The 25,488-nt window shown below is 72.2% G+C and carries 20 protein-coding genes, 4 pseudogenes and 2 other annotated features; of the genes and pseudogenes, 10 read left to right on the top strand and 14 right to left on the bottom strand.

Going from position 1 to position 25,488, the window contains the following annotated elements; all coding sequences use genetic code 11:
- Positions 1 to 8: 8 nt before the first annotated feature.
- The 4 genes from AC24HA_RS13270 to AC24HA_RS13255 are packed head-to-tail and all read left to right on the top strand — an operon-like array spanning position 9 to position 4,075.
- On the top strand, positions 9 to 1,133 hold the full coding sequence (locus tag AC24HA_RS13270) for an FAD-dependent monooxygenase (RefSeq protein WP_425709950.1): 1,125 nt from the start codon (positions 9 to 11) through the stop codon (positions 1,131 to 1,133).
- The gene (locus AC24HA_RS13265) at positions 1,130 to 2,299 is read left to right on the top strand and encodes an amidohydrolase family protein (RefSeq protein WP_425709951.1); all 1,170 of its coding nucleotides are present in this window, start codon (positions 1,130 to 1,132) and stop codon (positions 2,297 to 2,299) included. The genes AC24HA_RS13270 and AC24HA_RS13265 overlap by 4 nt, the downstream gene beginning before the upstream one ends.
- A gap of 7 nt (positions 2,300 to 2,306) precedes the next feature.
- The gene (locus AC24HA_RS13260) at positions 2,307 to 3,272 is read left to right on the top strand and encodes a fumarylacetoacetate hydrolase family protein (protein ID WP_425709952.1); all 966 of its coding nucleotides are present in this window, start codon (positions 2,307 to 2,309) and stop codon (positions 3,270 to 3,272) included.
- Complete coding sequence (locus AC24HA_RS13255) at positions 3,269 to 4,075, top strand: SDR family NAD(P)-dependent oxidoreductase (protein ID WP_425709953.1); 807 nt, start codon at positions 3,269 to 3,271, stop codon at positions 4,073 to 4,075. Before AC24HA_RS13260 ends, AC24HA_RS13255 begins: the two co-directional genes overlap by 4 nt.
- A 61-nt stretch (positions 4,076 to 4,136) precedes the next feature.
- On the opposite strand, the gene AC24HA_RS13250 is transcribed toward AC24HA_RS13255, so the two are convergent.
- The 4 genes and pseudogenes from AC24HA_RS13250 to AC24HA_RS13235 all read right to left on the bottom strand — a co-directional run bounded on the left by AC24HA_RS13250 (position 4,137) and on the right by AC24HA_RS13235 (position 8,292).
- On the bottom strand, positions 4,137 to 4,910 hold the full coding sequence (locus AC24HA_RS13250; RefSeq protein WP_425709954.1) for an SDR family NAD(P)-dependent oxidoreductase: 774 nt from the start codon (positions 4,908 to 4,910) through the stop codon (positions 4,137 to 4,139).
- Positions 4,907 to 5,893: a LysR family transcriptional regulator gene (locus tag AC24HA_RS13245; RefSeq protein ID WP_425709955.1), complete on the bottom strand. Its 987-nt coding sequence runs from the start codon at positions 5,891 to 5,893 to the stop codon at positions 4,907 to 4,909. The genes AC24HA_RS13250 and AC24HA_RS13245 overlap by 4 nt, the downstream gene beginning before the upstream one ends.
- Positions 5,894 to 6,047: 154 nt before the next feature.
- Positions 6,048 to 6,779 (bottom strand): DUF998 domain-containing protein, encoded by a 732-nt coding sequence (locus AC24HA_RS13240; RefSeq protein WP_425709956.1) that lies wholly within the window; start codon positions 6,777 to 6,779, stop codon positions 6,048 to 6,050.
- Between the two features lie 249 nt (positions 6,780 to 7,028).
- Positions 7,029 to 8,292 (bottom strand): annotated as a pseudogene (locus tag AC24HA_RS13235) (IS3 family transposase).
- Positions 7,875 to 8,007: a sequence feature (AL1L pseudoknot), on the bottom strand. (Overlaps the previous pseudogene by 133 nt.)
- Positions 8,293 to 8,345: 53 nt before the next feature.
- On the opposite strand from AC24HA_RS13235, the pseudogene AC24HA_RS13230 reads away from it, so the two are divergent.
- Positions 8,346 to 8,714, top strand: a pseudogene (locus AC24HA_RS13230) (integrase core domain-containing protein); the annotation flags it as partial.
- A 23-nt stretch (positions 8,715 to 8,737) separates the two neighbouring features.
- On the top strand, positions 8,738 to 9,037 hold the full coding sequence (locus AC24HA_RS13225) for a hypothetical protein (protein ID WP_425709957.1): 300 nt from the start codon (positions 8,738 to 8,740) through the stop codon (positions 9,035 to 9,037).
- On the opposite strand, the gene AC24HA_RS13220 is transcribed toward AC24HA_RS13225, so the two are convergent.
- The 6 genes and pseudogenes from AC24HA_RS13220 to AC24HA_RS13195 all read right to left on the bottom strand — a co-directional run bounded on the left by AC24HA_RS13220 (position 9,034) and on the right by AC24HA_RS13195 (position 14,317).
- Positions 9,034 to 9,840 carry a mycofactocin-coupled SDR family oxidoreductase gene (locus AC24HA_RS13220; RefSeq protein ID WP_425709958.1) on the bottom strand — a complete coding sequence of 269 codons (807 nt, stop codon included), beginning with the start codon at positions 9,838 to 9,840 and terminating at the stop codon, positions 9,034 to 9,036. The genes AC24HA_RS13225 and AC24HA_RS13220 overlap by 4 nt on opposite strands.
- Positions 9,841 to 10,030: 190 nt before the next feature.
- Positions 10,031 to 10,843 (bottom strand): mycofactocin-coupled SDR family oxidoreductase, encoded by an 813-nt coding sequence (locus AC24HA_RS13215; RefSeq protein WP_425709959.1) that lies wholly within the window; start codon positions 10,841 to 10,843, stop codon positions 10,031 to 10,033.
- A gap of 112 nt (positions 10,844 to 10,955) precedes the next feature.
- On the bottom strand, positions 10,956 to 11,903 hold the full coding sequence (locus AC24HA_RS13210; protein ID WP_425709960.1) for an AraC-like ligand-binding domain-containing protein: 948 nt from the start codon (positions 11,901 to 11,903) through the stop codon (positions 10,956 to 10,958).
- Between the two features lie 109 nt (positions 11,904 to 12,012).
- Positions 12,013 to 12,540: pseudogene (locus AC24HA_RS13205) on the bottom strand (IS3 family transposase); the annotation flags it as partial.
- A 39-nt stretch (positions 12,541 to 12,579) separates the two neighbouring features.
- A pseudogene (locus AC24HA_RS13200) lies at positions 12,580 to 13,844 on the bottom strand (IS3 family transposase).
- Positions 13,427 to 13,559, bottom strand: a sequence feature (AL1L pseudoknot). Its footprint overlaps the pseudogene before it by 133 nt.
- Before the next feature lie 53 nt (positions 13,845 to 13,897).
- Positions 13,898 to 14,317 (bottom strand): nucleotide pyrophosphohydrolase, encoded by a 420-nt coding sequence (locus AC24HA_RS13195; protein ID WP_425710007.1) that lies wholly within the window; start codon positions 14,315 to 14,317, stop codon positions 13,898 to 13,900.
- Between the two features lie 178 nt (positions 14,318 to 14,495).
- Between AC24HA_RS13195 and AC24HA_RS13190 the strand changes: the two genes are divergently transcribed.
- Positions 14,496 to 15,155: an HAD-IA family hydrolase gene (locus tag AC24HA_RS13190; RefSeq protein ID WP_425710008.1), complete on the top strand. Its 660-nt coding sequence runs from the start codon at positions 14,496 to 14,498 to the stop codon at positions 15,153 to 15,155.
- A 67-nt stretch (positions 15,156 to 15,222) separates the two neighbouring features.
- Here AC24HA_RS13190 and AC24HA_RS13185 read toward each other — a convergent pair whose 3' ends face one another.
- The 3 genes from AC24HA_RS13185 to AC24HA_RS13175 form a co-directional block, all read right to left on the bottom strand.
- Positions 15,223 to 16,251, bottom strand: a complete 1,029-nt coding sequence (locus AC24HA_RS13185) for a TetR/AcrR family transcriptional regulator (protein ID WP_425710009.1) — start codon at positions 16,249 to 16,251, stop codon at positions 15,223 to 15,225.
- Positions 16,252 to 16,304: 53 nt separating this feature from the next.
- Positions 16,305 to 17,021, bottom strand: a complete 717-nt coding sequence (locus tag AC24HA_RS13180) for a purine-nucleoside phosphorylase (protein ID WP_425710010.1) — start codon at positions 17,019 to 17,021, stop codon at positions 16,305 to 16,307.
- 552 nt (positions 17,022 to 17,573) lie between these two features.
- Positions 17,574 to 19,775, bottom strand: a complete 2,202-nt coding sequence (locus AC24HA_RS13175; protein ID WP_425710011.1) for an alkaline phosphatase — start codon at positions 19,773 to 19,775, stop codon at positions 17,574 to 17,576.
- Between the two features lie 287 nt (positions 19,776 to 20,062).
- Here AC24HA_RS13175 and AC24HA_RS13170 point away from each other — a divergent pair, with 287 nt between their 5' ends.
- The gene (locus AC24HA_RS13170) at positions 20,063 to 21,424 is read left to right on the top strand and encodes a phosphodiester glycosidase family protein (RefSeq protein WP_425710012.1); all 1,362 of its coding nucleotides are present in this window, start codon (positions 20,063 to 20,065) and stop codon (positions 21,422 to 21,424) included.
- 171 nt (positions 21,425 to 21,595) lie between these two features.
- Here the strand turns inward: AC24HA_RS13170 and AC24HA_RS13165 are convergent, their stop codons facing one another.
- Positions 21,596 to 22,819, bottom strand: a complete 1,224-nt coding sequence (locus tag AC24HA_RS13165) for a cobalamin-independent methionine synthase II family protein (protein ID WP_425710013.1) — start codon at positions 22,817 to 22,819, stop codon at positions 21,596 to 21,598.
- Between the two features lie 213 nt (positions 22,820 to 23,032).
- On the opposite strand from AC24HA_RS13165, the gene AC24HA_RS13160 reads away from it, so the two are divergent.
- Both AC24HA_RS13160 and AC24HA_RS13155 read left to right on the top strand, forming a co-directional pair.
- Entirely contained in the window at positions 23,033 to 24,790 is a 1,758-nt protein-coding gene (locus tag AC24HA_RS13160; RefSeq protein WP_425710014.1) for an AMP-binding protein, read from the top strand.
- Complete coding sequence (locus AC24HA_RS13155; protein ID WP_425710015.1) at positions 24,787 to 25,485, top strand: DUF4233 domain-containing protein; 699 nt, start codon at positions 24,787 to 24,789, stop codon at positions 25,483 to 25,485. The genes AC24HA_RS13160 and AC24HA_RS13155 overlap by 4 nt, the downstream gene beginning before the upstream one ends.
- Positions 25,486 to 25,488: the final 3 nt, after the last annotated feature.

The following is a 25,488-nucleotide window of genomic DNA, read 5'->3' as shown; positions in this document are numbered from 1 at the left end:
TACACGACATGGCTGCCATCACCACCGTTGGCATCGTCGGGGCCGGGGCCGCCGGCACCACCCTCGCCGCCTACCTCGCCCGCGGCGGAATCGACGTCGAGGTCCTCGAACGCACCCCCGAGCCCTCCACGCTCGGCTCCGGCCTGACCCTGCAGGGCAACGCCCTGCGTCTGCTCAAGGACCTCGGCGTGTGGGAACAGCTCGAGTCCCACGGCTACGGGTTCTCCGAGCTCGGCATCCGGGCCCCCGACCCGGACGGCACCGTGCTCACGGTCATGGACGACATGCGAACCGGGGGCCCCGACCTGCCCTCGACACTCGGGATCTACCGACCGGACCTCGCCCGCATCGTCCGCGAGCGGGCCGCCGAGCTGGGTGCCCGCTTCGTGTACGGCGCTCAGGTCGAGGGGCTCGACGACGACGGTGAGGACGTCACCGTCCACCTCGCCGACGGCACGACCAGCCGCTACGCCCTCGTCGTCGGTGCCGACGGGCTGCACTCCACGGTGCGCTCCCTCATCGGCATCACCGAGGAACCGCGACGGACCGGGATGGGCATCTGGCGGGCATTCGTCCCGCGCCCGGCCGAGGTCACCCGCACGGACCTCGTCTACGGCGGTCCGGTCTACATTGCCGGCTACTGCCCGACGACGGACGACACCTGCTACGCCTACCTGGTCGAGGACGTCCAGGACCGCACGGGCGCGGACGGGCCGGCGATCATGCGCGAGCTCGCCGCCGGCTACGGCGGCCCCTGGAAGGAGATCCGCGAGTCGATCGACGACGGGGCGAACGTCAACTACACGTCCTTCACGACCCACTTCGTCGAAGGCGACTGGCACCGTGGCCGGGTGGTGATCATCGGCGACGCCGCCCACTCCTGCCCCCCGACGATCGCCCAGGGTGCGGCGCAGTCGTTCGAGGACGCCGCCGTGCTCGCCGAGCTGCTCCTCGGCACCGAGACCCTGGACGACGCGCTGTTCGCCGAGTTCCTCGAGCGGCGACGCGCCCGCGCGAAGCGGGTCGTCGAAGCCTCGACCCAGCTCGGCCAGTGGCTGCTCGACCACGACCGCAGCGGCGACCCGGGCGCCCTCATCGGTGAGATCGGTGCGCTCGTGAGCGAGCCCGCGTGACGGGGAGCCACGGGGCGCAGCTGGCCGGCCCGGTCGTCGACCTCCACGCGCATGTCCTGCTGCCCGAGCTCTCGGCGCTCGCGGCCCGGCTCGACCCGGCCGCGGCGGCACGCCAGGGCGCGCTCGACGTCTGGCGCCAGGGGGAGGAGTCGATCGCCGTGAGCGGGGCGATGCTCGGCGACCGCCTCCCGCGCCTGACCGACGTGGCCCGGCGCCTGGCCGACATGGACACGGCCGGCGTCGACGTCCAGGTCGTCTCCGCCTCGCCGAACCACTATGCCTACTTCCTGGGCGAGGACGCCGCACGGGAGTACTACCCGGAGGCCAACCGCCTGGTCGCGGCGCACGTCGCCGAGGCGCCGGACCGGCTGCTCGGGCTCGGCCTGGTCCCGCTCCAGCATCCGAAGCTGGCTGCCGACGTGCTGCGGTCAGCCGTGCGTGACCACGGCCTGAGGGGCGTGGAGATCGGCTCCTTCGCGCCGCGGCCCTCGGCGGGTGGCGCGGCGGTCGCGCACGAGGATGCGGACGCAGATGCCCCCGCGGGAGCGAGGGCCGCAGGTGGCGGAGCCGCGGTCGACCGGTCCGAGGGCGAGACCGACGTCGCCGGTACGGTCGAGCTCTCCGACCCGGCGCTCGACCCGTTCTGGGCGGCCGCGCTCGAGACAGGTGCAGTCATCCTCCTGCACCCGTTCGGAAGCCCCCAGGGCAGCAGGCTCGACCGGTACAACCTGTCGAACACCGTCGCCCAGCCGGCCGAGAACGCGACCGCGCTGTCCCACCTCATCTTCTCGGGCGTGCTCGACCGCCATCCCGGCCTCGCGCTCGTCGCCGCGCACGCCGGTGGCTACCTCCCGACCGCCATCGGCCGCTCCGACCGGGCGTGGCGCGTCCGACCCGAGGCGCGGACGTGCGCACGCACCCCGTCCAGCTACCTCTCCGAGCTCCACTACGACTCGCTGACGCACGACCAGGCCCAGCTCGCGGCGCTCGTCGCGCAGGTCGGGGCCGACCGGGTGGCGCTCGGTTCCGACCACCCGTTCGACATGGGTGAGGATGACCCGGTGGCAGCCGTGCGCGCCGCACACCTGAGCGACGATGACACGGAAAGCATTCTGCGCGGCACCGCCGCTGCGCTGGGACTGAACCCACGACCGACCAGGAGATGAGCACGACATGGTGAAGCTCGCCCGCTGGACCGACGGCGACGAGCCGTTCGACGGCTTCGTCGACGGCGAGACCGTCTGGGCCCTGAGCGACGGGAGCACCACCCTCGACCTGGTGCGTCGCGGCCTTGCCGCCACTCTCAAGGTCGCCGCAGCGACTATCGGGCACGGGGAGGGCCGCCCGCTGGTGCACGTCGAGCTCCGCACTCCGCTCGACCCGCCGAGCGTGCGCGACTTCGTGGCCTTCGAGCAGCACGTCGAGGGCGTCGCCGTGGCGATGGGCCACGGTGGCGTCGTGCCCGAGTGGTACGAGGCGCCGACCTTCTACTTCACCAACCCCCACACGCTGCGGGCCACCGGCGAGGAGATTCCCGTGCCCGCGGGGTGCGAGGTCCTCGACCTCGAGGCGGAGGTCGCCGTGGTGGTCGGCGGCGGGACCGACGACGACGGCCGCTCGCTCGATCCGGAGCGGGCGGCAACGAGGATCTTCGGTTTCACCGTGTTCAACGACTGGTCCGCGCGCGACCTGCAGCGCCGGGAGATGAAGGTGTCGCTCGGGCCGGCCAAGGGCAAGGACTTCGCCGGCACCCTGGGTCCGTGGATCGTCACCGCCGACGAGCTCGCCGACCGGGTCGGGCCGGACGGCTTCCACGATCTGCCCGTGCGGGCGGAGATCAATGGCGAGGTCCTGGGGGAGGACACTACCGCCCACATGGGCTGGACGTTCGCCGAACTCGTCACGTACGCGTCCGCGGACTCCCGCGTGGTGCCCGGAGACGTCCTCGGCTCGGGCACGGCCGGCGGCGGCTGCCTGGCCGAGCTCTGGGGCCGCCGCGGCGAGCAGGTGCCCCCGCCCCTGACCGAGGGCGACGAGGTGCGGGTCGTCGTCGACGGGATCGGGGAGGTCGTCAACCGGGTGGGCGCTCGTCGAGCGGGCAGCCAGCTGATCCCCGCACGGAACCGGCGGACCCCGTGAGCGTCCCGGACCCGCGTGCGGGCACCGCCGGCCGTGCGGACGGCGGGCAGCAGGGCCGCGGCGCCTCGCCCGAGCCCCTCGCCGGCCGGGTCGTCGTCGTCACCGGGGCGCTCGGCGGCATCGGCGCCGCCCAGGCGACGCTGCTGCGGAACCAGGGCGCCGTCGTCGTGCCCACGGACCTCGCCGAGACCTCCGAGGTGCCCGGCTACCGGCACCTCGACGTCGCCGACCGCGCGTCCTGGGAGGCGCTCGCCGAGGAGCTGCGGGACGCGCACGGGCGCGTGGACGGCCTGGTGAACAACGCCGGCCTCACGCGTCGGCATCGGCTCCTCGAGGTCGACGCCGGAGACCTGCGCGAGCTGTTCGACGTCAACGTCGTCGCGTCGCTGCACGGCATCCAGACGCTCGTCCCGCTCATGCCGCGGGGTGCGTCGATCGTCGAGATCGGCTCGCTCGCCGCCGTCACGGCTCACTACACGACCGCCTACACGGTCTCGAAGTGGGCGCTGCGCGGCCTGGCCCAGGTTGCGGCGCTCGAGCTCGGCGACCGGGGCATCCGCGTTAACACCGTCCACCCCGGGTTCATCGACACCCCGATGACCTCCGGTGCGCCCGCGGCGTTCCGGGAGGCGTCGACCACGATGACGCCGCTGGGCCGGGCCGGGCTGCCGGCCGAGGTCGCCTCCGTCGTCGCGTTCCTACTCTCCGACGCCGCCGCCTACGTCACGGGCACTGACATCCCCGTCGATGGCGGGCAGCACGGCCACGGGGGCGCGAAGGTCGTTTCCGACGCCCTGCGCTGAGCTCGCTCGGCGTCGTCCGGATTGCTGGCGTGCCCTGCTGTCAGCCCGGCGTGCCCTCTCGTCAGCCTGGCAGCACGGACGACCAGCCGCCGTCGACGACGAGGTTCTGGCCCGTGATGTAGCCGGCCTCTTCGCTTGCCAGGAACAGGGCGACCGGGGCGACGTCGTCGGGCGTGCCGACGCGGCCCAGGGGGATCGCGCGAGCGATGGAGGACATCGGGTGGTCCGGCGCGAGCAGGTTGCCCGCGGACTGGGGCGTGGCGATCATGCCCGGGGACACGCAGTTGACCCGGATGCCGTGCGCGGCGCCCTCGGCGGCGAGCTGCCTGGTCATCGCAACTACGGCGCCCTTGGTCGCGGTGTGCGCCAGGCGCGTGTTCGTCACCGACCCCGTGATGCCGGCCGTCGAGCCGACGAGCACAACGGATGCCCCGCCGCGCGAGGCGAGGTGGTGCCAGAGCGCGCGTACCGGGAGGAACACGACGTCGACCTCGTGGGCGTGGTTCCAGTGCCACTCGTCCAGGGTGATGTCGGCGACCGGCCCGAACCGCGTGACGGCCGCGTTCGCGTAGAGGATGTCCACTCCGCCGTCGGTGACCACATTCGCGGCCCACGCCGCGACCGCCGCCTCGTCGGTGAGGTCGAGCGGCGCCGTCGATGTCATCTCGCCACCGGCCGACCGCACGAGAGCCGTCGTCTCGGCGTCGCCCTCGGCGTCGATGTCGCACCCGATCACGTGCGCACCTTCGGCCGCGAAGAGCAGGGCCGCTGCTCGGCCCTGCCCGCTGGCCGTCCCTGTGATGACGGCGCGTCTGCCTGCCAGGCGTCCGGTCATGACCGGTCCTCCGTGGGTGAGTGATCGTGCGGGTCGGTGACGGCGAAGACGGCGTCCGGCGGTGCGGCGTCGTCGATGATGACCTGGAGGCTGCGGCACGCCCTCTGGACGACACCGCGCAGCCAGCTGTTCGCCGCGTCGTCGGTCGTCGACCGGTGCCAGAACATCGCCTCGACGAGCGCGGTCTCGTGTTCCTCGGGCAGGGCGATGATCGCGATCCGCCCCGTCGGCCGGACGCGCTCGGCCAGCATGCGCGGGACGAGCGCGACGAGGTCGGTTCCCTCGACCAGCAGCGGCAGCGAGAGCAGCCCAGTCACCTGGGCGACGACCTCCGGGCGGAGGCCCACCAGGTCGAAGAGTCGGTCGGCCGGGGTGACGACGTTGGTACCGAAGCGTCCGATGGCATGGGGGTAGCCGGCGGCGTCCCGCAAGGTCGGTGCGGGCAGGTCGAGCAGCGGGTGGTGCGCATCGACGACGGCGACGAACTCGTCGCGGAAGACGAGCTTGCGCTCGCCGTCGATTCCGTAGCCCGTCGGGGAGATGACGAGGTCGACCGAGGTCGGGTCCAGGGCGTCGGTGACGTCGGTCGTGTTGGGGACGAAGTTGATGACGGCACCCGGGGCCTCTTCCGCGAGCACCTGGCGCAGGGGGCGCACGAGCAGGGTGGAGACGAAGTCGGAGCACGCGATCGTGAACGAGCGCGTCGTGGTGGCGGGGTAGAACCCGCCCGCGGGGTGGGCGGCCTGGTCGACGGCCGCGAGGGCGGACTCGACGGCGGAAACGAGCTCGACGGCGAGGGGCGAGAGCTCGTAGGTGCGGCCGACCCGGACGAGAAGCTCGTCGTCGTAGTGGGACCGGAGGCGGGCCAGAGCCGCGGAGACCGCCGGCTGACTGAGCCCGACGCGCTCGGCAGCGCGGGAGACGTTGCGCAGCTCGAGGAGTGCCTGCAGCGTCGGCAGCAGGTTGAGGTCGAGCGGCGCCATGTCTCCACGGTAGTGGCCGGAATGATGTCCGGCGTGGCTCAGCTATCGACGAGCCTGATAGGCGGCCTTGGTGCGGTCGATGGCGCGACGGGGGCGTCGGAGGCCCGGCCGGCGTGGCTCGGACGAGGGTGCAGGTTCAGACGACGCTGCTGGCTCAGACGCGGCTGGTTGCACCGACCTCGGACGGGGTCCCAGGACTGTGCTGCGCGGGCCGGGCGCCCGGCCCGCGTCGGGTCAGGAGGAGCGTGGCGCCGAGCATCGACGCCCACAGGGGGAGCGGCCACAGCGTGAGCCGCTCGGGGATCGACCAGTTCTGGTCTATCGACACCAGGGTGACCGTGACGATCGCGGCGATCAGGCAGAACACCCCGATCCCGACGCCGAGACCGCCCACCGTGCGCAGCGCACCGCTCTCGCGCGCGAGCTGGAACGCGAGCAGCGTGGTGGCCGCGGGTGCGAAGAAGAAGATCGGCACGGACACGAGCGAGTGCAGGTCGATGACCGTGTCGATCGGGACGAGCGCGGTGCCGATCGCGCTGACTCCCGCGCACACGAACAGTGCACGCGTGAGGGCGCGCAGCCGGGTCGGCGGCAGCACGGTGCTCACGAGCCACGCACCGGTCGCCAGCAGGATGCCGAACGCCGCGAACGCCCCGTTCATCAGCGGGTGCCACGGCGAGCAGACCTCGACCCAGTCCCAGCGGTAGGGGATCCACGTGCAGGTGGACGCGCCGAGGTCGGAGATCGTGTGGGTGAGGAACGAGAACGGCGCGGTCACGCGCGAGGCGACGACCACCTCGACCAGCCAGTACAGCGGCAGGATCGTCCAGACGGCCGCGCCGACGACGGCGGCCCGGGTCACGGGTCGGGGGGTGGCGCCGGGCACCTGGTCTCCTCGGGTCGTGCCGGGTCGGGGGTTGTCCGGCGTCCGTGCTGACGACGTCCGTCGTCACCCGCACAGGCTCGCCGCCCGGGCGGTCGTGGTCAAACGATGCGGGCGGGAAGTTCAGCCCGGAGCGCCGGGCGGGCGCGGGGCCGCGGCCGGGCCGGCGTCGTCGAGGCCTGTGCTGGTGGGTGGGGGTGTCCCGTCGTCGGGTCGAGTTGAACCGCCCTGGGTCTCCCGGAGGGTGGTTGTTTACGCGGCCTCCGAGTTCGGGGCTGCGGTCGTAGCCTGCCGGTGAGCGTTCTCGAACTCAATGGGGGGGGCACGTGTCCGACCGACGAGTGCAGGCGTCCGTGGTTGTACCAATGGACCCATCGGGCGACCTGCCACTCGACCTCGGCGTGGTTCTTCCACGTCGGTCCGCCGTCATTGATCGCCTCGGTCTTGAACAGGCCGATCGTCGACTCGCACAGCGCGTTGTCCAGTGCGTCGCCGACCGTGCCGATCGATCCGGCGATTCCTGCCTCGGCGAGCTCGGCGGTCAGCGCCAGCGAAACGTACTGAGCTCCGGCATCGCTGTGATGGATGAGTCGGCCGTGTTCCCAGGTGGCGCCGGCCCGGTGACGGACACCGATCGCCTGACGCAGAGCGTCGGTGACCAGGACCGCTCGCATCGAGGAGGCCACCCGCCAGCCCAGGATCCGGCGGGAGTAGACGTCCACGACGAACGCGACGTAGACGAACCCGGTCAGCGTCCAGACATAGGAGAAGTCCGCGACCCACAGCTGATCCGTCGCGGTGGGCACGTTCCAGCCGCGCTTGACCAGGTCGGGATGACGTGGCGCATCACCGCGCGAGCGGGTGGTCACCGTCCGGTGCCGACCCCGGATCGCGCCCGTGATCGAAGGCGATTCTCATGAGCCGTCCGACCTGGTCCCGACCGACCTCGAGACCGGCGCGCCGAGCGGCGTGCCAGAGCTTGCGCACCCCGTAGACGCCCCAGTTCTCCCGGTGCAGAGTGACCAGCGCGTTCGCGAGGTAGGCCTCTTCCAGCAGCGCTTCGCTCACCGGCCGGACCTTGTGCGTGTAGTAGGTGGACGGCGCGATCTTCACGCCGTGCTCGCTGAGCACGACGCAGATCGGCACGGGCGCCGAACCTGTCCCGGTAGGAGTCGATGTAGGCCACGATCACTTGAGTCGGCGGCCTGGCTCCGCCTGAGCGAAAAACGCGGACGCCGTCTTGAGGATCTCGTTGGCCCGCTCGAGCTCGGCCACGCGCTTCCTGACGCGCTCGGACCTCCTCGGACTCTGTTGAACGTGTGGCCGCCGGGCGGGTGCCCTCGTGGCGTTCGGCGTCCTCGACCCAGTTCCGGAGCGTTGCCGGCTTCAGATCCAGCAACGCTCCCACATGCTTGCGGGCACCGAGCTTGGACTCGGCCCCCTCGGCGATCTTCTCGCGGTACATCCGAACCGCGCGCTCTCGGAACTCCTCGTCGTACTTCCGTGGTGCTGACACAAGAACCAGTCTCCCCTTGCTAGATCAGCACCCTCCAGGAGACCCAGGGCGGTTCACTCACCGCCACCGCCGTCCTGGTCCGGGCCGTCGAGTGGTTCAACGCCCGCGGTGTCACCTTCGAGCGGGTCCTGTCCGACAACGGCGGCGCCGACCGTTCACACCTGTGGCGAGACACCTGCCACGAGCTCGCCATCAAGCACAAGCGGACCAGGCCGTACCGGCCGCAGACCAACGGGAAGATCGAGCGCTTCCACCGCACCTTGGCCGACGGCTGGGCCTACGCCCGCTGCTACATCTCCGAGACCCAGCGTCGCGGAGAACTCGACGGCTGGCTGCACTACTACAACCACCATCGGCCCCATACGGCACGCGGCAACCAGCCGCCCTTCTCACGATTGATCAACGTCTTCGCTCAGTACATCAGCCCGCCGCCGGGGGGACGACGTTGCGGGAGCTGGTCACCGAGGCCAAGGCCGAGCTCACGGTGTTCAACGGCAAGGTCCGCACCGTGCTACGCGGTTCCTACTCCCATCACTACCGGCGGCTGCTGCCCGACCTGCTGGCGAGTCTGGAGATCCGCTGCAACAACACGGCGCACCGGCCGGTGATGACCGCGGTCCCGCTCGCGGCCGACCAGATGCCGAGCGACCATGGCCCGGACCCGGCACACGGACCCGCCGTCGGCGCCGGTGACCCGGCTGCCGGTGACGGCGGGCCCGTTGACCGGTGTCTCGGCCAGCGTTAACGGATCGTGCAGCCCAAGTCGACCTTCATCTCCAGTCCGGTGACGTAGCGGGCCTCGTCCGACGCCAGGTAGAGCAGCGCGTTGCTGATGTCGACCGGGTCGACGACCTCGACCGGCATGGTGTTCATGAAGATCGGGCCCATCGTCGGGCTCTGCTCGATGAACTGGTTCATCCCGCCCAGCCCCGCAACCAGCGGGGTGTCCACGCCGGCGGGGTGGATCGTGTTGACGCGGATGTTGTGCTCGGCGAGCTCGTTGGCCAGCGAGCGCATCACGCCCACGATCCCGTGCTTGGCGGCGACGTAGGGGGCGAGCCACGGCTGCCCCTTGATGCCCGACGTCGAGCTCGTGATGGCGATCGAGCCGCCACCCGCCGTCAGCAGGTGCGGGATGGTCGCCACACATGTGTTCCAGACACCGGTCAGGTTGACGTCGAGGGTGTCCGCCCAGAGCTGCGGGGTCACCTCGTCCCACTTCTGCACCGTGCAGATGCCGGCGTTGGCGGAGACGATGTCGAGCCGGCCCAGCTGGGCCACACCCTCGTCGACAGCGGCCTTGAGCCCCTCAGCGTCGCGGACGTCGGCCGTGACCGCCACGATTCGGCGGTCCAGCGCCTCGACGGCCTTGACCGTGTCGGCGAGGTCCGCCTCGGTGGCCATCGCGTAGCCGACCGTGTCGAAGTCCCGGCAGGCGTCGACGGCGATGATGTCGGCGCCCTCCTCGGCCAGCCGGACCGCGTGGCTGCGGCCCTGGCCCCGGGCGGCACCGGTGATGAAAGCGACTTTGCCCTGCACACGCCCCATGGCGCGGCTCCTCTCGTGGATGGTGGTGGTGCTTCTGCTACTTCTGCGTCATGCCGAGGTCGATCGGCAGCGATACGCCGCTGACGAACCGCGCCTCGGCGGAGGCCAGCCGGCCCTTCCCTCGCGCCGCGCCGCGCCGGTGATGAACGCGACCTTACCCGCCACACCTCCGGCCATGGTCTGCGGTCCCCTACTTCTGGTTGAAGCCTGCGTCGACCGGGATCTGCGCGCCGGTGACGTAGCGCGCCTCCTCCGACGACAGCCAGACGATGGCGTTGGAGACGTCGACGGGCTCGATCATCTCCACCGGTAGCGGGTTCTTCAGGGCCTCGAGCATCTCGGAGTGCTCGGAGAACCACTTCTGCATGAAGTCGTTGGTGACCAGCGGGGTGTTGACGCCGGTCGGGTGCACCGTGTTGACCCGGATCGAGTACTTCGCCAGCTCCAGGGCCAGCGACCGCATCAGCCCGACCACACCGTGCTTGGCCGCGGCGTAGTGCGCGATCTGCACCAAGCCCTTCATGCCGGCGGTCGAGCTGGTGAGCACGATCGAGCCGCCGTTGCCGGCCGCGATCATCGCGGGGATCGCCGCCTTGCAGGTCCTCCAGACGCCGGACAGGTCGATGTCGATCGTCTCGTCCCAGACGTCCTCGGTCATGTCCCAGGCGTTCTCGACGTAGGAGACGACTCCGGCGTTGCCGCAGACGATGTCGAGGCGGCCGAACTCGGCGACGCCCTCATCCACCACGGCCTGCACCGCCGCCATGTCTCTTACGTCGGCCTGCCGGGCGATGATGCGGCGGTCCAGGTCCTCGACCAGCTTCACCGTCTGCGCGAGGTCGTCGGCCGTGCCCAGCGCGTAGGGCACCGTGCTCATGTCCTGGCAGGCGTCGAGCGCGATGACGTCCGCGCCCTCCTCCGCCAGGCGCAGGGCGTGCGACCGGCCCTGCCCCCGCGCTGCGCCGGTGACCAGCGCGACCCTGCCTTCCAACCGTCCGGCCATGTCGGCTCCTCCTTGAGCTGTCCTGTGCAGCCGAGCATAGGCGCGCCAGGCGGGTGGATCTTGACGGTGCCCGCACACGTTCTTGCACGGGGCCGCACAGCCGACGGAGGAGTCAGGTGCCCGCGCGTCGCTCGCCCGGTGTGGTCCCGTAGCGCGCCTTGTAGGTGCGGGCGAAGTGCGACGGGTGGGTGAAGCCGACGCCACGGGCGACCTCGGAGATCCCGCGACCGGCCCAGCGGCGGTCGACGAGCAACGCGTGCGCCCGGGCGAGCCGCTCCTCGCGCAGCCACCGCCCCGGGGACGTGCCGTCGGACTCGAGGAGCGCGTAGAGGTAGCGCTCCGAGACGTTGATGCCGTCGGCGATGACGGCGGGTGTCAGCTCCGGATCGGACAGGTGGTCGCGGATGAAGCTCCGCGCCCGGGCGAGGTGCGCAGCGCGGACGGACCGGACGCGGACCTCGCCGCCGACCCGGTCGTGCAGGGCTGCGGCGACCAGGTCGAGGACGGATCCGCTGACCGGTGCCACCGATTCAGCCTCCTCACCGTAGAGCGGAAGAGACCGCAGGAGCCCGGAGGCGAGCGCACCGGCACCGCTGGTCCCGGTGACGGTGACGCCGGTGGCCCCGGCGAACCCCGGCAGCCACGACGCCAACCGGTCGCGGGGCACGCGCACCACGATCTGCCGCGACCGGTCGCCAAGGCGGCCGCGGTACGGGCGGGTGCTGTCGATCAGCACGAAGTCACCAGGCCGGTCGAGGACCGCACGCCGATCGTCCTGCTCGAACACCCCCGCGCCCTGCACGAGCAGGGTGAGGAACAGGTCATCGGTGTCGGCGCGGCTGATCAGCCGGGCCGTGCGGACGACCTCGTGCGCGTCCGCGGTCACCGTGTCCACGTGCAGCCGGTCGACGGCGCTGCGCACGATCTCCCCGACGAACCGGTCGGACGACGGCCCGGCGGCGCGCGCGCGCAGCTCGACGATGTGTCGGCAGACGGCGTCGCGCCAGTACGCGAAGCCGTCGTGGCCGTCGACGTCGGAGGTCGAGAGTCGCACTACCATCACGCACCTCGCACGGCCAGGGTCGGGGTGGCACCCATCGTGCCACCAACCGCCGCCGATGCCGGTCGGGTCTGCCCCTGGTGTGGTTGGCACTCGGGGTTGATGGTTCTCAGGCCGCGTCTGCAGCCCGGTAGACCATCTCGAACTCGAGCGGGGTGAGTCGACCAAGGGCTCGCTGACGACGACGGCGGTTGTACTTGGTCTCGCTCCAAGTCACGATCGCCAGGCGCAGTTCCTCGCGCGTCTGCCAGCGGCGAGTGTTCAGGACGTTCTTCTGCAACAGCGCGAAGAAGGACTCCATCGCGGCGTTGTCACCGCTGGATCCGACCCGGCCCATCGAGCCCCGCAAGTCGTTGTTCTTCGGCAGCCGTACCACCTTCTTCGACCTCAACTGCCTGCCTCGGTCGCTATGCACGATCGTCTTGTCCGGACTGCGCAGGGCGATCGCGTTGCGCAGGGCTGCTGCGGCGAGGCCGGACTTCATCGGTGAGTCGATGGAGTACCCCACGAGCTTGTTGGAGTGGCGGTCCTTGACCGCGCACAGGTACAGCTTGCCCTCCCGCGTGGTGTGCTCGCTGATGTCGGTCAGCCACACCTGGTTCGGCCGGGTCGCGGCCCCGGTGAAGTCGTGGGTGACTCGGCCTGAACCGCCCTGGGTCTCCCGGAGGGTGGTTGTTTACGCGGCCTCCGAGTTCGGGGCTGCGGTCGTAGCCTGCCGGTGAGCGTTCTCGAACTCAATGGGGGGGGGCACGTGTCCGACCGACGAGTGCAGGCGTCCGTGGTTGTACCAATGGACCCATCGGGCGACCTGCCACTCGACCTCGGCGTGGTTCTTCCACGTCGGTCCGCCGTCATTGATCGCCTCGGTCTTGAACAGGCCGATCGTCGACTCGCACAGCGCGTTGTCCAGTGCGTCGCCGACCGTGCCGATCGATCCGGCGATTCCTGCCTCGGCGAGCTCGGCGGTCAGCGCCAGCGAAACGTACTGAGCTCCGGCATCGCTGTGATGGATGAGTCGGCCGTGTTCCCAGGTGGCGCCGGCCCGGTGACGGACACCGATCGCCTGACGCAGAGCGTCGGTGACCAGGACCGCTCGCATCGAGGAGGCCACCCGCCAGCCCAGGATCCGGCGGGAGTAGACGTCCACGACGAACGCGACGTAGACGAACCCGGTCAGCGTCCAGACATAGGAGAAGTCCGCGACCCACAGCTGATCCGTCGCGGTGGGCACGTTCCAGCCGCGCTTGACCAGGTCGGGATGACGTGGCGCATCACCGCGCGAGCGGGTGGTCACCGTCCGGTGCCGACCCCGGATCGCGCCCGTGATCGAAGGCGATTCTCATGAGCCGTCCGACCTGGTCCCGACCGACCTCGAGACCGGCGCGCCGAGCGGCGTGCCAGAGCTTGCGCACCCCGTAGACGCCCCAGTTCTCCCGGTGCAGAGTGACCAGCGCGTTCGCGAGGTAGGCCTCTTCCAGCAGCGCTTCGCTCACCGGCCGGACCTTGTGCGTGTAGTAGGTGGACGGCGCGATCTTCACGCCGTGCTCGCTGAGCACGACGCAGATCGGCACGGGCGCCGAACCTGTCCCGGTAGGAGTCGATGTAGGCCACGATCACTTGAGTCGGCGGCCTGGCTCCGCCTGAGCGAAAAACGCGGACGCCGTCTTGAGGATCTCGTTGGCCCGCTCGAGCTCGGCCACGCGCTTCCTGACGCGCTCGGACCTCCTCGGACTCTGTTGAACGTGTGGCCGCCGGGCGGGTGCCCTCGTGGCGTTCGGCGTCCTCGACCCAGTTCCGGAGCGTTGCCGGCTTCAGATCCAGCAACGCTCCCACATGCTTGCGGGCACCGAGCTTGGACTCGGCCCCCTCGGCGATCTTCTCGCGGTACATCCGAACCGCGCGCTCTCGGAACTCCTCGTCGTACTTCCGTGGTGCTGACACAAGAACCAGTCTCCCCTTGCTAGATCAGCACCCTCCAGGAGACCCAGGGCGGTTCAAGTGCCGGCGTCGGGCTGTGTGTCGTCGTCGAGTGTGGATCCGTCGTCGTCGGTGTCTGTGCCCGTGCCGTAGGCCGTGTACTTCGCGTTCGAGCCACGGGCGAGGTGCGCCGGGTACCTGGCCGCGTTCGTCACCATCTTCGCCTCCCACGCGGCACCGAGGTCGAGGCCCAGGCTGTCCGCGGTCTGCACGAGGTAGGACAGGACGTCGGCGAGCTCGTCACCCAGGTCCCGAGCGCCGTCGGGCGTCCGTGCCAGGTCGCGCAGCTCGTCGTCCGTGCGCCACTGGGTGAGCTCGGCCAGCTCGCCGACCTCGCCGACGAGGGCGAGCAGGAGGTTGCGCGGCTCGTGGAACTGGCCCCAGTCGCGCTCGGCGGCGAAGGTCCGCAGGTCGTCGCGCACGCGGTCGAGATCCATGGTCCCGTTCTACCGGCTCACGGGTGCACGGGCGAGGAGGGGCCGAGGATGCTCGGGCGCGGGGCGAGAAGCGGGCGAGGATGCTCGGTGTCCTGGCCGAGCGTGGCCGTGGCATCGCAGGCACGGACCACCGTGATGCCCCGCTCCGGACAGCGCCCGGACACCCGGGCGTGGTTCGATGATCGACGTGAACGAGCCCGACGAGCGTCCCCCCGCCGAGCGTGCCGTGCTCTTCGACGTCGGCGGCACCCTTGCCTCCAACGGTCCCGTCGTCTCGATCGCGGCCCGCCTCCTCGGCCTGCCAACCACGGGTCCCCAGGTCGACGCCCTCGCCGAGGCCGTCATGGCCCGCCGCGAGGAGTACGACCGCACCGGCGACGACACCGCCTACTGGCAGCAGGTCTCCGACGACGCCGACGGGCCGGAGCTCTCCGCCGAGGTCGTCGAGCAGCTCGTGGCGGCGGATGTGCAGCGCTGGGCACGCCTCACGCCCGCGGTGCTCGCGCTGCTGCGCGACCTCGACCGGGCCGGCGTCCGCCTGGGGGTGCTGTCGAACGCCCCGACGGCGCTCGCGCGGACCTTCGACAACCAGCCGTGGTCGGAGCTCATCGCGGTCCAGCGCTTCTCCTGCTTCACGCAGCTGAGCAAGCCGGACCGCCGGGCGTACGAGGACGCCGTCGAGCACATGGACGTGCCCGCCGGTCGGGTGATCTTCCTCGACGACCGGCAGGTCAACGTCGACGCCGCCGTGGCGGCCGGCCTGGACGCACACCTCTGGCAGGGCGCGGACGCCGCGCGGGAGCTGCTGGAGCGGCGCGGGCTGATCGCCCCCGACTGATCCGGCGCGTGCTGGTGGCGCCCGACTGACCGGGCGCGGCTACTCGAGCCCGACTGACCGGGCCCGGCTACTCGAGCCCCCGGGCCCGGCGGTCCATGTACTCCCGGATCCCGTGCAGATGGCGGTCGACCATGCGCTCGATGCGGTCGTGGAGGTCGGACATGCCGGGCATCGCCGCGGGATGGGCGACGAACGCCAGGTACATCGCGGTGCCCTCGACCGACGTGATGAGGTCGGTGGCGTCCTCCTCGGTCGGCGTGTGCACACCTTCTGCCTTCTCCAGGAGCGTCGCCGTGAGCTCGCGGATGCTCGCCCCGATCGTCTCCTGCCAGATCGTGTCGAAGACCTCGGGGTAGATGCGCGCCTCGATGTTGAGGCGGTACAGCGCAGGCCCGTAGGTCCCGCCGTACTGCGTGATGCGGCGGTTGGCGGCGAAGATCAGCAACTCGCGCACCCCGGGGCCGTCGTCCTGGCCGGCGTCCGGCGCCACGACCGTCACGTCCACGTGCTTGAGCGCGTCGATGAGCAGCGCCTGCTTGTCCGTCCAGCGCAGATAGATGGACGACTTGCCCAGGCCGGCCTCCGCGGCGACGGCGTCGAGGGAGAGGCCCGCCCAGCCGCGCTGGCCGAACAGCTCGAGAACCGCGGCGAACGCCTTGCGCTCCGCGTCCGCGTTCCTCGGGCGCCCGGGACCACGCCTGGTGGCCATGACGGGGGCCCGACGTGACATGCGGGTGCGGCCCGCGCGGACCTCGCTCGGGTCGAAGCGGTACCCGCCCGGCGGGGGGAGGCGGTCGCCGGCCGCGAGCCAGGGCTCGAACGGTCGGCCGGAGACCGTGGGGCGGCGTCGTGAGGGCCGGTTGTCCTCCGGGTGCGGGTCGAGGTCCGGTGCGGGATCAGGGAGGGCGCTCGCGGCGGCGGCAGCACCCGGGGCGCTGCCGGGCGTGCGCCCCTGCTCGCTGCCCGGCGTGCGGATCCGGTCGCTGCCCGACCCCGTGGGCTCCGAGTCGATCGGTGCCCGTGGCGGGTCGACCGGTGTGGTCGTGCGGACCCAGGGCAGCGGTCGGCGCCCGGGCTGCGAGCTCTCGTCGTCCATCGGGTTCCTCGTTCTGGGAGGTCGGGCCCTCGTCGGCCCGGTCGTGGGGTCGGTCAGGAGTGTGCCGCCGCCAGGGCGAGCGTGAGTGCGAGGGTGAAACGTGTCTCGCGGTCCTCGGGCGACATGTCGCCCGAGTGGTCGAGGAGGTGGTCGGAGATCGTGAGGACGGCGAGGGCCTCCCGGCCGTACTCCGCCGCGACGCCGTACAGGCCGGCGGCCTCCATCTCGACGGCGAGCGTGCCGTAGGAGGCCAGAGCCTCGTTGAGATCGGCCGCGTTGCCGTAGAAGTGGTCCCGCGACACGATCGGTGCGACGTGCACAGGCGTGTCTCCCGCGTGCTCCTTCGCCGCCGCGACCGCCGCCGCCACGAGCCCATAGCTGGCGATCGCCGAGAAGTGCAGGCCGGGGAGCCGGGGCACGTTGATCGCGGAGTCGGTGTGTGCGCCCAGCGCGACGACGACGTCGCCGACCCGCACGTGCCGCGCCAGGCCGCCGGCGGTGCCGACCCGGACGATGCGCTGCACGCCGAAGTGCTCGAACAGCTCGTTGGCGTACAGGACCGTCGAGGCCATGCCCATGCCCGAGGCCATGACGGACAGCGGCTTGCCGTCGACCTCGCCCGTGAAGACCTTGTTCGCGCGGACGTCGGAGACCACGCGGGCGTCGGGCATGAGGAGCTCGGCGATGCGTGCTGCGCGCCGGGGGTCACCGGGCAGGAGGACGGCCGGGGCGATGTCGCCGGGCTCGGCGGCGATGTGAGGGGTAGCCATGACAATGATCCTGACGTCGACAAAGGCGCCGCAGGTGACGGCGTCGTGTGAATGATTCCACGGATGGGACGTGGCGTGGGTCCGTCCGTTGCGATGCCGGTCCGGACGAACCGCCCGGCCGGCCACTCTCTCGACGAGTGAGCGCGGTTCGGTCCGTTCCGTGTGGCGAGTGAGCGGACTTCTGCCGGCTCCGTGTCGCGAGTGAGCGGGGTTCGGTCCGTTGGAGAGCGAGTTGCGGTGTCGCGTCGTTGCGTCGTCACCGAGTCAATCAGGTATCCATCGAGACATGCCCCCCGGTCGACTGACTCGGCGATTACCCCACTGCCTCACCGAACTGACCGAGCCGATGCCGGGCGGGACCATGTCGAGCTGGTGCAGGGAATGACGACGAGGGGCGGGCACCGCACCCCATCAGGGTGCGGGGCCCGCCCGACAGTTGAGCGCCGCCCGGACCGAGATCCGGGCGGCGCCTATCCGTGGAGCAGAACTCCGCTCACTCGTGGAGCAGAGCAGAGGTCCGCTCACTCGCCGATGATCGGCATCAGGTTCTGGTCAGCGGCGGACTCCGAGGGTGTCGGAGCCGTCGCCGTCCCAGTCACCGACGTACACCTCGTCGCCGGCCCGGCCGTACCGGACCTCGGTGTCGGCCACCGTGGAGGTCAGCGAGTTCGACACCAGGTAGAGGTTCCCGCGGCGCACGGCGAAGGTGTCGACCGCGTCGCCGTCCCAGTCACCGACCAGGACGTCGTCCGACGCCCGGCCGTAGTCCAGCTCGACGTCCGCCCAGCCCGTGCTGAGCGAGTTCGAGACGAAGTAGGTGTTGCCGCGGCGGACGGTGAAGGTGTCGACGGCGTCGCCGTCGTAGTCCCCGACCAGCACGGTGTCGTCGGCGCGGCCGTAGTCCAGCACCGCATCCGCGTTCCCACCGGTCAGGGAGTTCGACAGGAAGTAGCTGTTCCCACGACGCACCGCGAAGCTGTCCGCACCGTTGCCGTCCCAGTCACCTACCAGCACCGCGTCGTCCGCGCGGCCGTAGGTCAGCTCGACCTCGGCCGCCCCGCCGTACAGCGAGTTGGACAGGAAGTACCTGTTGCCTCGGCGGACCGCGAGCGTGTCGCTGCCGTCGCCGTCCCAGTCACCGACCAGGACCTCGTCACCCGGGCGGCCGAAGCTGAACTCGTGATCGGCCCAGATCTCCCACCCGTCGTTCAGGTAGAACCCACGCCCCGGTGACGGCGGCACCGGCTCGGGGTCCGGCTCACCCGGGTCGTCCTGCTCGGCCCACAGCTCGTCGAGCATGACCTGTCCGATGTCGGCGTTGTCGAGGTAGCTCCCGCGGACCGGGTCCTCCCCGGTGGCGCGGGCGTGGAAGGCTTCGGAGCCGGCGCCGATGGCGAAGAAGGGCACGAGGTGGTTGGAGTGGGCCAGTCGGTGCCACTCGTGGTCCGGCAGCTCGCCCACGCCGTTGGACACCATGGGCGTCCACGCGGGATCGGAGTCCGGGCCGGTGATGTAGCCGGCCTCGTGGTCGGCGGTGACGACGACCATCGTCTCGTCCCAGCTGCTGTGGGTCTCGACCCAGTCGGAGATCGCCTCGACCGTCTCGTTGAGCGTGATGGTCTCCTCGATGGCCCGGGCCGGGGCATTGAGCTCGGAGGACCAGTCGATCGCGCCGCTCTCGACCGCGAGGAAGAAGCCCTCGTCGGAGGCGTTGTCCAGGACGTTGAGGGCGCCGAGCGTCATCTCGGACAGCTCGGGCACCGTCTCGATGAACGGGTCCTCGAACGGGACGTCGCTCTCGCCGTCGCCCCGGGCTTCCTGGGTGGTGGTCCACGCCTGCGCGAAGCCCATCACGTGCGTCGGCGGTGCCTCGGCTCCCGCGAGCGCCTGGAAGTCGGCCCGTTCCTCGATGAACTCGAACGGCGTGTCGCCGTTCTCCAGCCGCGTCCAGGTCTCCTCGCTCACGTAGTTGAAGTCCGGCTCGTCGTACCGGTCGCCGTTGTCGTCGTACCAGGGGTGGCCGGAGCCCATGACCACGTTGAGGCCGCTCTCGTCGACCAGCAGGTCGGAGACCGCGAGGTAGTCGAGGCGGCTCTCGTTGTGGATGGCGAAGGCGGCCGTCGTGGGGTGGGGGACCACGACGTTCGTGACGACGCCGGTGGCGCGGCCCTGCGCCTGCGCCCGCTCGACGACGTTCTCGATCGGCGCACCCTCGCGGTCGACGCCGACGGCCTGGTTGATCGTCTTCACCCCGGTGGCCATGGCGGTGGCCGCCGCGGCCGAGTCGGTCGGGGCGGCCAGCGTGGAGGCGGCGAAGTCGCCCCACATCACCTCGGGGTCGTAGGAGCCGCCGACCGAGAAAGTGCTCATGGCGTACTGGACGGGCCAGTGCTCGTAGACCTGGGTCGGGGTGTCCCCGTCGACGTCCTCGATCGTGCCGGCCTCCGGGTCGACGGCCACCTGGTAGCGGCTCTGGTCGGACTCGAACATGCTCGCCATGTCGATGTGGTTGTAGCCCATGCCGTCGCCGACGACGACGATGATGTTGTCCGGCCCGTCCTCGGAGCCGTTATCGGAGGTATTGGAAGCACCCGCGGAGGCGTTCGCGGCGTCGGTCGCGTCCCGTGCAGCGGGCTCGCCCTCGCTCGGCTCGTCGGCGGTCGCTGGAGCGGCAAGGGCCGAGAGGACGACCGCGCCGGCGGCCGCCAGCCCGAGTCCGATCGACCGGCGTCGGCCGGTCCTGTGCGTGCGCATGGGAGATCTCCTCTGCTCAGGGGGACGTGCGGTGTGAGGCCGTCCACATCACGGGGTCTGGCGAGGGGGTCGGACGGCGCGGCGACCGTACGGAGGGCAGTCGACCGCACGGCGATGTGCGTACCAACGGACGGTGGCCACTCCGTGAACGGGCAGGTCCCACATATGAGCGGACCGACCGCGCGCGCAGGAGTTTGCCGTGCCGTCGCGCGCCGGTCGCGCGCCGGACACGGGGCCTGCCTAGCGTCCGCCGCGTCCGAAACCGAGCCAGACGAAGGGGACGTCCCATGGCAGCCATCACCCACCGCACGCACCGGTCACGACTACATCCGCGCACTCTCGCCCTTTCGGCTCTCGCGCTCGCGACGACGGCGATGGGTGCCGCCGCCGTGCCGGCCGCGGCCGACGTGTCCGCCACCGCACCTCTCGCCGCGCCCGCCGGCCCCTCGCCGTCCGCCCCCGCACCCGCCCCGACCGCCGAGTCGGAGGACATCGAGATCGAGCGGACCGGCGTCGGCGAGCTCGCGGACGGCGTCCAGCACACGACCTACCGTGTGACCACGCCCGAGGGCGCCTCGACCGCCAACCTCCTCGCGGTCGACCTGCGCACGGCCGGCACCGACCTCATCACCGGGCCGACGATCACCACGCCGCAGCGCCTGGACGACATGGGCGAGGACGCCGGCGCCATCGCCGCCGTCAACGGCGACTTCTTCCAGAACACGGTCGACCCGACCCACGGGGAGATCGCCGCCACCTTCGCGGCCGCGGGCGTGGAGATCCGCGACGGCGAGATCCGCCAGTCCGCGGTGCCCTACGCCCAGCGGCACGGCGAGTCGCTCGACGCGGCCTGGAACGACGGCGACGAGGTCGTCGGCGTCACACGCTCGGGCCGCGGCGTGGTCACGGACGTCGAGCTCGACGCCTTCGCCGCCCCGCGCGGCCAGCGACCGATCGACATCGACGGCCTCAACCAGTACGGCATGGCGACCGACCAGATCACGCTCTTCGACGCCCGGTGGGGCGACACGTGGGGCGACGACACGCGGGCGCGAGCGGCCTGCGGCGACGAGACCGCCCGCGGCGCGGCGTGCACGGATGACGTGCTCGAGGTGCTGCTGGAGGACGGTCGCGTCGTCGACGTCGCCGAGACGGCCGGCGGCACCGGTGCGCTGGAGGAGGGGCAGCAGGTCCTCCTCGGCCGCGAGGACGGCGCGGACGAGCTGCGCGGGCTCGAGGTCGGCGACAGCGTGCGGACGCACATGCGGTCGCGGTCGGACGGCGCCGGACGGCTCGACTGGGCCGTCGGCGGCGGGGTCGTCGTCCGCGACGGCGAGGTCGGCACCATCCCGGAGCGACCGCTCAACCCGCGCACGCTCGCCGGCGTGTCCGAGGACGGGCGCACGCTGTTCCTCCTCGTCGTCGACGGCCGGAACCCCGACAGCGTCGGCGCCTCCACCCGGGACGCGGCGGTCGTCATGGCCGAGCTCGGGTCCGACGACGCCGTCCTCCTCGACGGCGGCGGCTCGAGCACGATGCTCGGCCGGCCCGGCGTCGATGACGAGTTCTCGCTGCTGAGCCGCAGCCGCGAGGACGGCATCGAGGTCCTGCGCGAGGTCCCCAACGGCATCGGGGTCTTCGCCGGCTGATCCTGGCCGGCGGCAGGGGCGCCCGACCCGACCACATGCACGACGGCGGGGCTCACCGTGCAGGTGAGCTCCGCCGTCGTGCAGGGGGGCTGCGACGGGCCGGCCGGCCTGCGCTCAGGCCGCCGCCCCTCGCTCGGCCCGCGCTTCGCACTCGGGCCGGCCGGCCTGCGCTCAGGCCGCCGCGCCGCCCGCGAGGCGCCGGTCCGCGATCCGCGCGCCCTCGACCAGTGAGTCCAGCTTCGCCCACGCGATCTGCTCGTGGACACGTCCCCCGAGCCCGCAATCGGTCGACGCCCACACGCGCTCCGGTCCGACGAGGCGCGCGAACCGCTCGATGCGGTCGGCGACGAGCTCGGGGTGCTCGAGGACGTTGGTGGCGTGCGAGACCACGCCGGGCACGAGCACCTTGTCGGCCGGCAGCGCGAGGTTCTCCCAGACCCGCCACTCGTGCTCGTGGCGCACGTTCGCGGCCTCGAAGGAGTAGGCGGCGGCGTTCACCGTGAGCATCGTCGGGGCGATGTCCGCCAGCGGCAGGTCGGTCGAGTGCGGGCCGTGCCACGAGCCCCAGCACAGGTGGAACCGCACGCGCTCCGTCGGCAGCCCCTCGAGCGCCCGGTTGAGGGCAGCGACGCGCTTCTCGGTGAACGCGACGTAGTCCGCCACCGCCGGCTCGGGCGTGATCTGGTCGAAGTTCTCCGCCACCGACGGGTCGTCGATCTGCAGCCACAGCCCGGCGTCGAGGATCGCCTTGTACTCCTCGCGCAGGACGCGCGCCCAGGCGTCGAGGTAGGCGTCCTCGTCGCCGTAGAACCGGTCGGTGATGCGGGTCGCCGAGCCGGGGGACAGGGCGGTGACGAAGCCGGCGCTCGGCTCCTTGCCGGCGGCCGCGAGCGCGGCGACGAGGTGGTCGACGTCGGCCCGCACGGCGTCGGCGCCGGTGTAGGTGAGCTCGCCGGTGACGACCGGGAACGGGCGTGGCTTGTCGCCGCCGCTCCAGATGCCCGACGTCGGGTCGGCGTAGGCGTCCGCGAACAGCGCCCGGTCGCGGCGGTGGAGGAAGCCGGTCAGGCGCACGTCGCCGGGGGAGGAGACGTAGCTGTCCGCGGCCCACGACTGGTCGTCCGGGTCGATGGTCAGGCCGCCCGTGCGCCCGAACGAGTAGGACCACCAGGCGCCGTAGTCGACGGACTCGCTCATGAGCTTGCCGTACTCGCCGTCGTTGACGTGGTCGAGGCCCGCCTCGGTCTGCCGCGCGACCACGCCCGCGACCTCGGACTCCAGCAGCGCGGTGAGCTCGGCCTGACCGATGCGGTCCTCGGCGCGCGCGGCGTTGGCGTCGATCAGCGCGGCGGTGCGGGGCAGCGAGCCGGCGTGCGTGGTGCGGACCTTCGACATGGTGACCTCTCGGATCGGGGACGGGCTGGCGTCGGGGCGCGGGAACGGCGTACGACGACGTCGCGCGCCACGCCCGGGCGCCCACTCTGGCACCGCGCGGCCGGCCGCGCCGCGCCCGTCGGGGGAGGTCCAGATGACGGGACGCCGTGCCCTGCTCCCGGCCGTCGCACCGGCCGGGCCACGGAGGGTGCGGGCCGTCATTACGCTGGCCGGGTGATCGACAAGCACCCCGACGGGCATGCGGCGACGGCCGGGTACCGGCCCCTGTGGCACCAGCTGCGCGAGCGCCGCGGGTCGGACGCCGCCGCGCTCGTCCTGGACGACCCCGGCCTGCGCCGACGTGTCACCTGGCGCGAGCTCGCCGACGACGTCGAGATGCTCGCCCTGGGGCTGAAGGACGCCGGGGTCCGGCCCGGCCAGCGGGTCGGCGTCTCGATCCCGCCCGGCGTCGAGCTCACGCTCAGCCTGTTCGCGGTCCTGCGCCTCGGCGGCGTCGCCGTGCTCGCCGACCCGCGCCTCGGTGCCCGCGGCCTCGACCGGGCGCTGCGCGGCGCCGAGCTCGACCACCTGCTCGGCACGCCGGTGGCCGCGCGGGCCGCACGCGTGCGCGGCTGGACGGCGAACCGCTACCTCGTGCGCACCCCGTTCGACCGCGTGATCACCGCCAACGAGCGCCGGCTGCTCGGCCTGCGCGGCGTGTTCCTCGAGATCCTCGACCACGGTCGGGAGCTCGTCGCCGGCGGGGTCGCCCTCCCGGAGGAGCCGGACCCCGACGACGACGCCCTCGTCGTCTTCCAGGCCGCCGGCTCACTGCGTCCCAACGGCGTGGTCTACACGCACCGCACGCTCGCGGCCATGTGCGAGGCGACGACCCAGGTCGTCCCCCTCGACCACGACCACGGCCTGGTCGCGGGCTTCGCGCCGGCCGCCCTGCTGGCCCTCGCCGTCGGGGCGCCCGCGGTTATCCCGGGCACCGGGCGCCCGGGCACGCTCACCGGATCGCAGCTCGCGCGGGCGGCCCGCCGCGTCCCGTCGCCGGCGCTCGCCGTGAGCCCGGCCGGCCTGGCCTCGGTCGTCGCGACGGCCGGCCGGCTCGCCCCCGACGAACGGGACGCGCTCACCCGGCTGCGCCGCGTCGTCGTCGGCGGGGCGCCCGTCACCGCCGGTGAGCTCGCCCGCGCCGCGAGGCTGCTCGGCGAGCCCGAGATGCACGCCCCCTACGGCATGGCCGGGCTGCTCCCGCTCACCGACCTCACGCTGCCCGAGCTACGGGCGGCGACGGCGTCGAGCGCGGACGGGGCGGGCGGCGGTACCTGCGTGGGACGACCAGTCCCGGGCGCCCGCGTCGGCATCGTCCCGCTCGACCACCTCGGCGCGCCGGTCGGGGACGCGGTGAGCACGCCCGGCGTGACCGGCGAGGTCGTCGGCACCGCGCCCCACCTGCGCGACCGTTACCTCCTGCCGGCCGCCGAGCAGGCGCGCGCCCAGACACTGGTCGGGTGGCACCGGACCGGTGACCTCGGCCACCTCGACGCCGAGGGCCGGCTCTGGCTCGAGGGCCGGGTCGGGCACGAGATCACCACCGAGAACGGAGTCGTCACCCCGATCGCGCTCGAGATCGCGCTCCGGGCGATCCCGGGCGTGACGGCGGCGTGCGTCGTCGGGGTGGGGCCGCGTGGGGCGCAGGACGTGGTGGCGGTCCTCGAGACCGACCCGCGGCGCCACCGGGGTGCCCGGGCGAAGGCGTCGAGGGCCCCGCGCGGCCTGACCGCCGCGGCGCGCGCCGCGGTGGCCGGGGCCGTGGCGGCCGAGGCTGCGGTGGCCGGCTCCGGTCCGGTGCCGGTCCGGCTCGACGCCGTGCTGCGGATGCCCCGGATCCCCGTCGACGTCCGGTACGGCGCACAGGTCCAGCGGGCCGCCGTCGCGCACCGCGCCAGGGTCGTCCTCGGCCGAACTACCCTGGGGGAGTGACGAGCGAGCAGGCGGGCGGCATCGGGCAGGCGGACGACGCCGGGCAGAGGCCGGACGGCCCCGCTCCCGCCGAGCAGGTCGACCGCAGCGAGCGTGCGGACGCACCCCGGACGGCGCCGGACTCCTCGGCCGCACCCGATCGGACGGACGTCGCCGCGCGGGCCGACGACGTGGCCCCCGCCGGGACGACGCCGGACGAGGCACCCTCCGCCGGGCAGGCCGACGAGGTAGCCCCCGCCGGGACGACGCCGGACGAGGCACCCTCGGCCGGGCGGGCCGACGAGGTAGCCCCCGCCGCGCCGCGCCCGCCGAGGTCCGCCCGGGTTCTGTTCCTCACGGCGATCCTCGCGCTCGAGGCGTTCGTCATGCTCTTCGCCACCCTGGTCGCGCACGGTCTGCGCGTGGCACCGCTGCCGTGGGTGTGGGCGGTCGGGATGACGGCGCTCGTGGTGTGCGTCGTCGGGGCGGGACTCGTGCGGAAGTACCCGCGCGAGGTGGGCGTGCTCGGTTGGTTCGTCCAGATCGGGCTGGCCGCCGTCGCGCTCGTCGTGCCGATGGTGCTCAGCCTCGCGATCGTCTTCGCTCTGCTGTGGCTCATCGCGCTGCGCACGGGGGACGACATCGACGCCGACCGGCGCGTCCGCTACGCCGCCGAGCTCGAGCACCACCGGCTGGCGACAGCCGAGGGCGCCTGACCG

This window comes from Georgenia sp. Z1491, from assembly GCF_057652395.1.
The sequence above is the reverse complement of the archived record's forward strand: the minus strand, read 5'-3'. Positions and strand labels throughout refer to the sequence as shown.

Coding starts and splice junctions, on each gene's coding strand:
- AC24HA_RS13270 (WP_425709950.1), top strand. CDS start 9: ATGGCTGCCATCACCACCGTTGGCATCGTCGGGGCCGGGGCCGCCGGC.
- AC24HA_RS13260 (WP_425709952.1), top strand. CDS start 2,307: ATGGTGAAGCTCGCCCGCTGGACCGACGGCGACGAGCCGTTCGACGGC.
- AC24HA_RS13250 (WP_425709954.1), bottom strand. CDS start 4,910: ATGACCGGACGCCTGGCAGGCAGACGCGCCGTCATCACAGGGACGGCC.
- AC24HA_RS13245 (WP_425709955.1), bottom strand. CDS start 5,893: ATGGCGCCGCTCGACCTCAACCTGCTGCCGACGCTGCAGGCACTCCTC.
- AC24HA_RS13220 (WP_425709958.1), bottom strand. CDS start 9,840: ATGGGGCGTGTGCAGGGCAAAGTCGCTTTCATCACCGGTGCCGCCCGG.
- AC24HA_RS13215 (WP_425709959.1), bottom strand. CDS start 10,843: ATGGCCGGACGGTTGGAAGGCAGGGTCGCGCTGGTCACCGGCGCAGCG.
- AC24HA_RS13210 (WP_425709960.1), bottom strand. CDS start 11,903: ATGGTAGTGCGACTCTCGACCTCCGACGTCGACGGCCACGACGGCTTC.
- AC24HA_RS13195 (WP_425710007.1), bottom strand. CDS start 14,317: ATGGATCTCGACCGCGTGCGCGACGACCTGCGGACCTTCGCCGCCGAG.
- AC24HA_RS13190 (WP_425710008.1), top strand. CDS start 14,496: ATGATCGACGTGAACGAGCCCGACGAGCGTCCCCCCGCCGAGCGTGCC.
- AC24HA_RS13185 (WP_425710009.1), bottom strand. CDS start 16,251: ATGGACGACGAGAGCTCGCAGCCCGGGCGCCGACCGCTGCCCTGGGTC.
- AC24HA_RS13180 (WP_425710010.1), bottom strand. CDS start 17,021: ATGGCTACCCCTCACATCGCCGCCGAGCCCGGCGACATCGCCCCGGCC.
- AC24HA_RS13175 (WP_425710011.1), bottom strand. CDS start 19,775: ATGCGCACGCACAGGACCGGCCGACGCCGGTCGATCGGACTCGGGCTG.
- AC24HA_RS13170 (WP_425710012.1), top strand. CDS start 20,063: ATGGCAGCCATCACCCACCGCACGCACCGGTCACGACTACATCCGCGC.
- AC24HA_RS13165 (WP_425710013.1), bottom strand. CDS start 22,819: ATGTCGAAGGTCCGCACCACGCACGCCGGCTCGCTGCCCCGCACCGCC.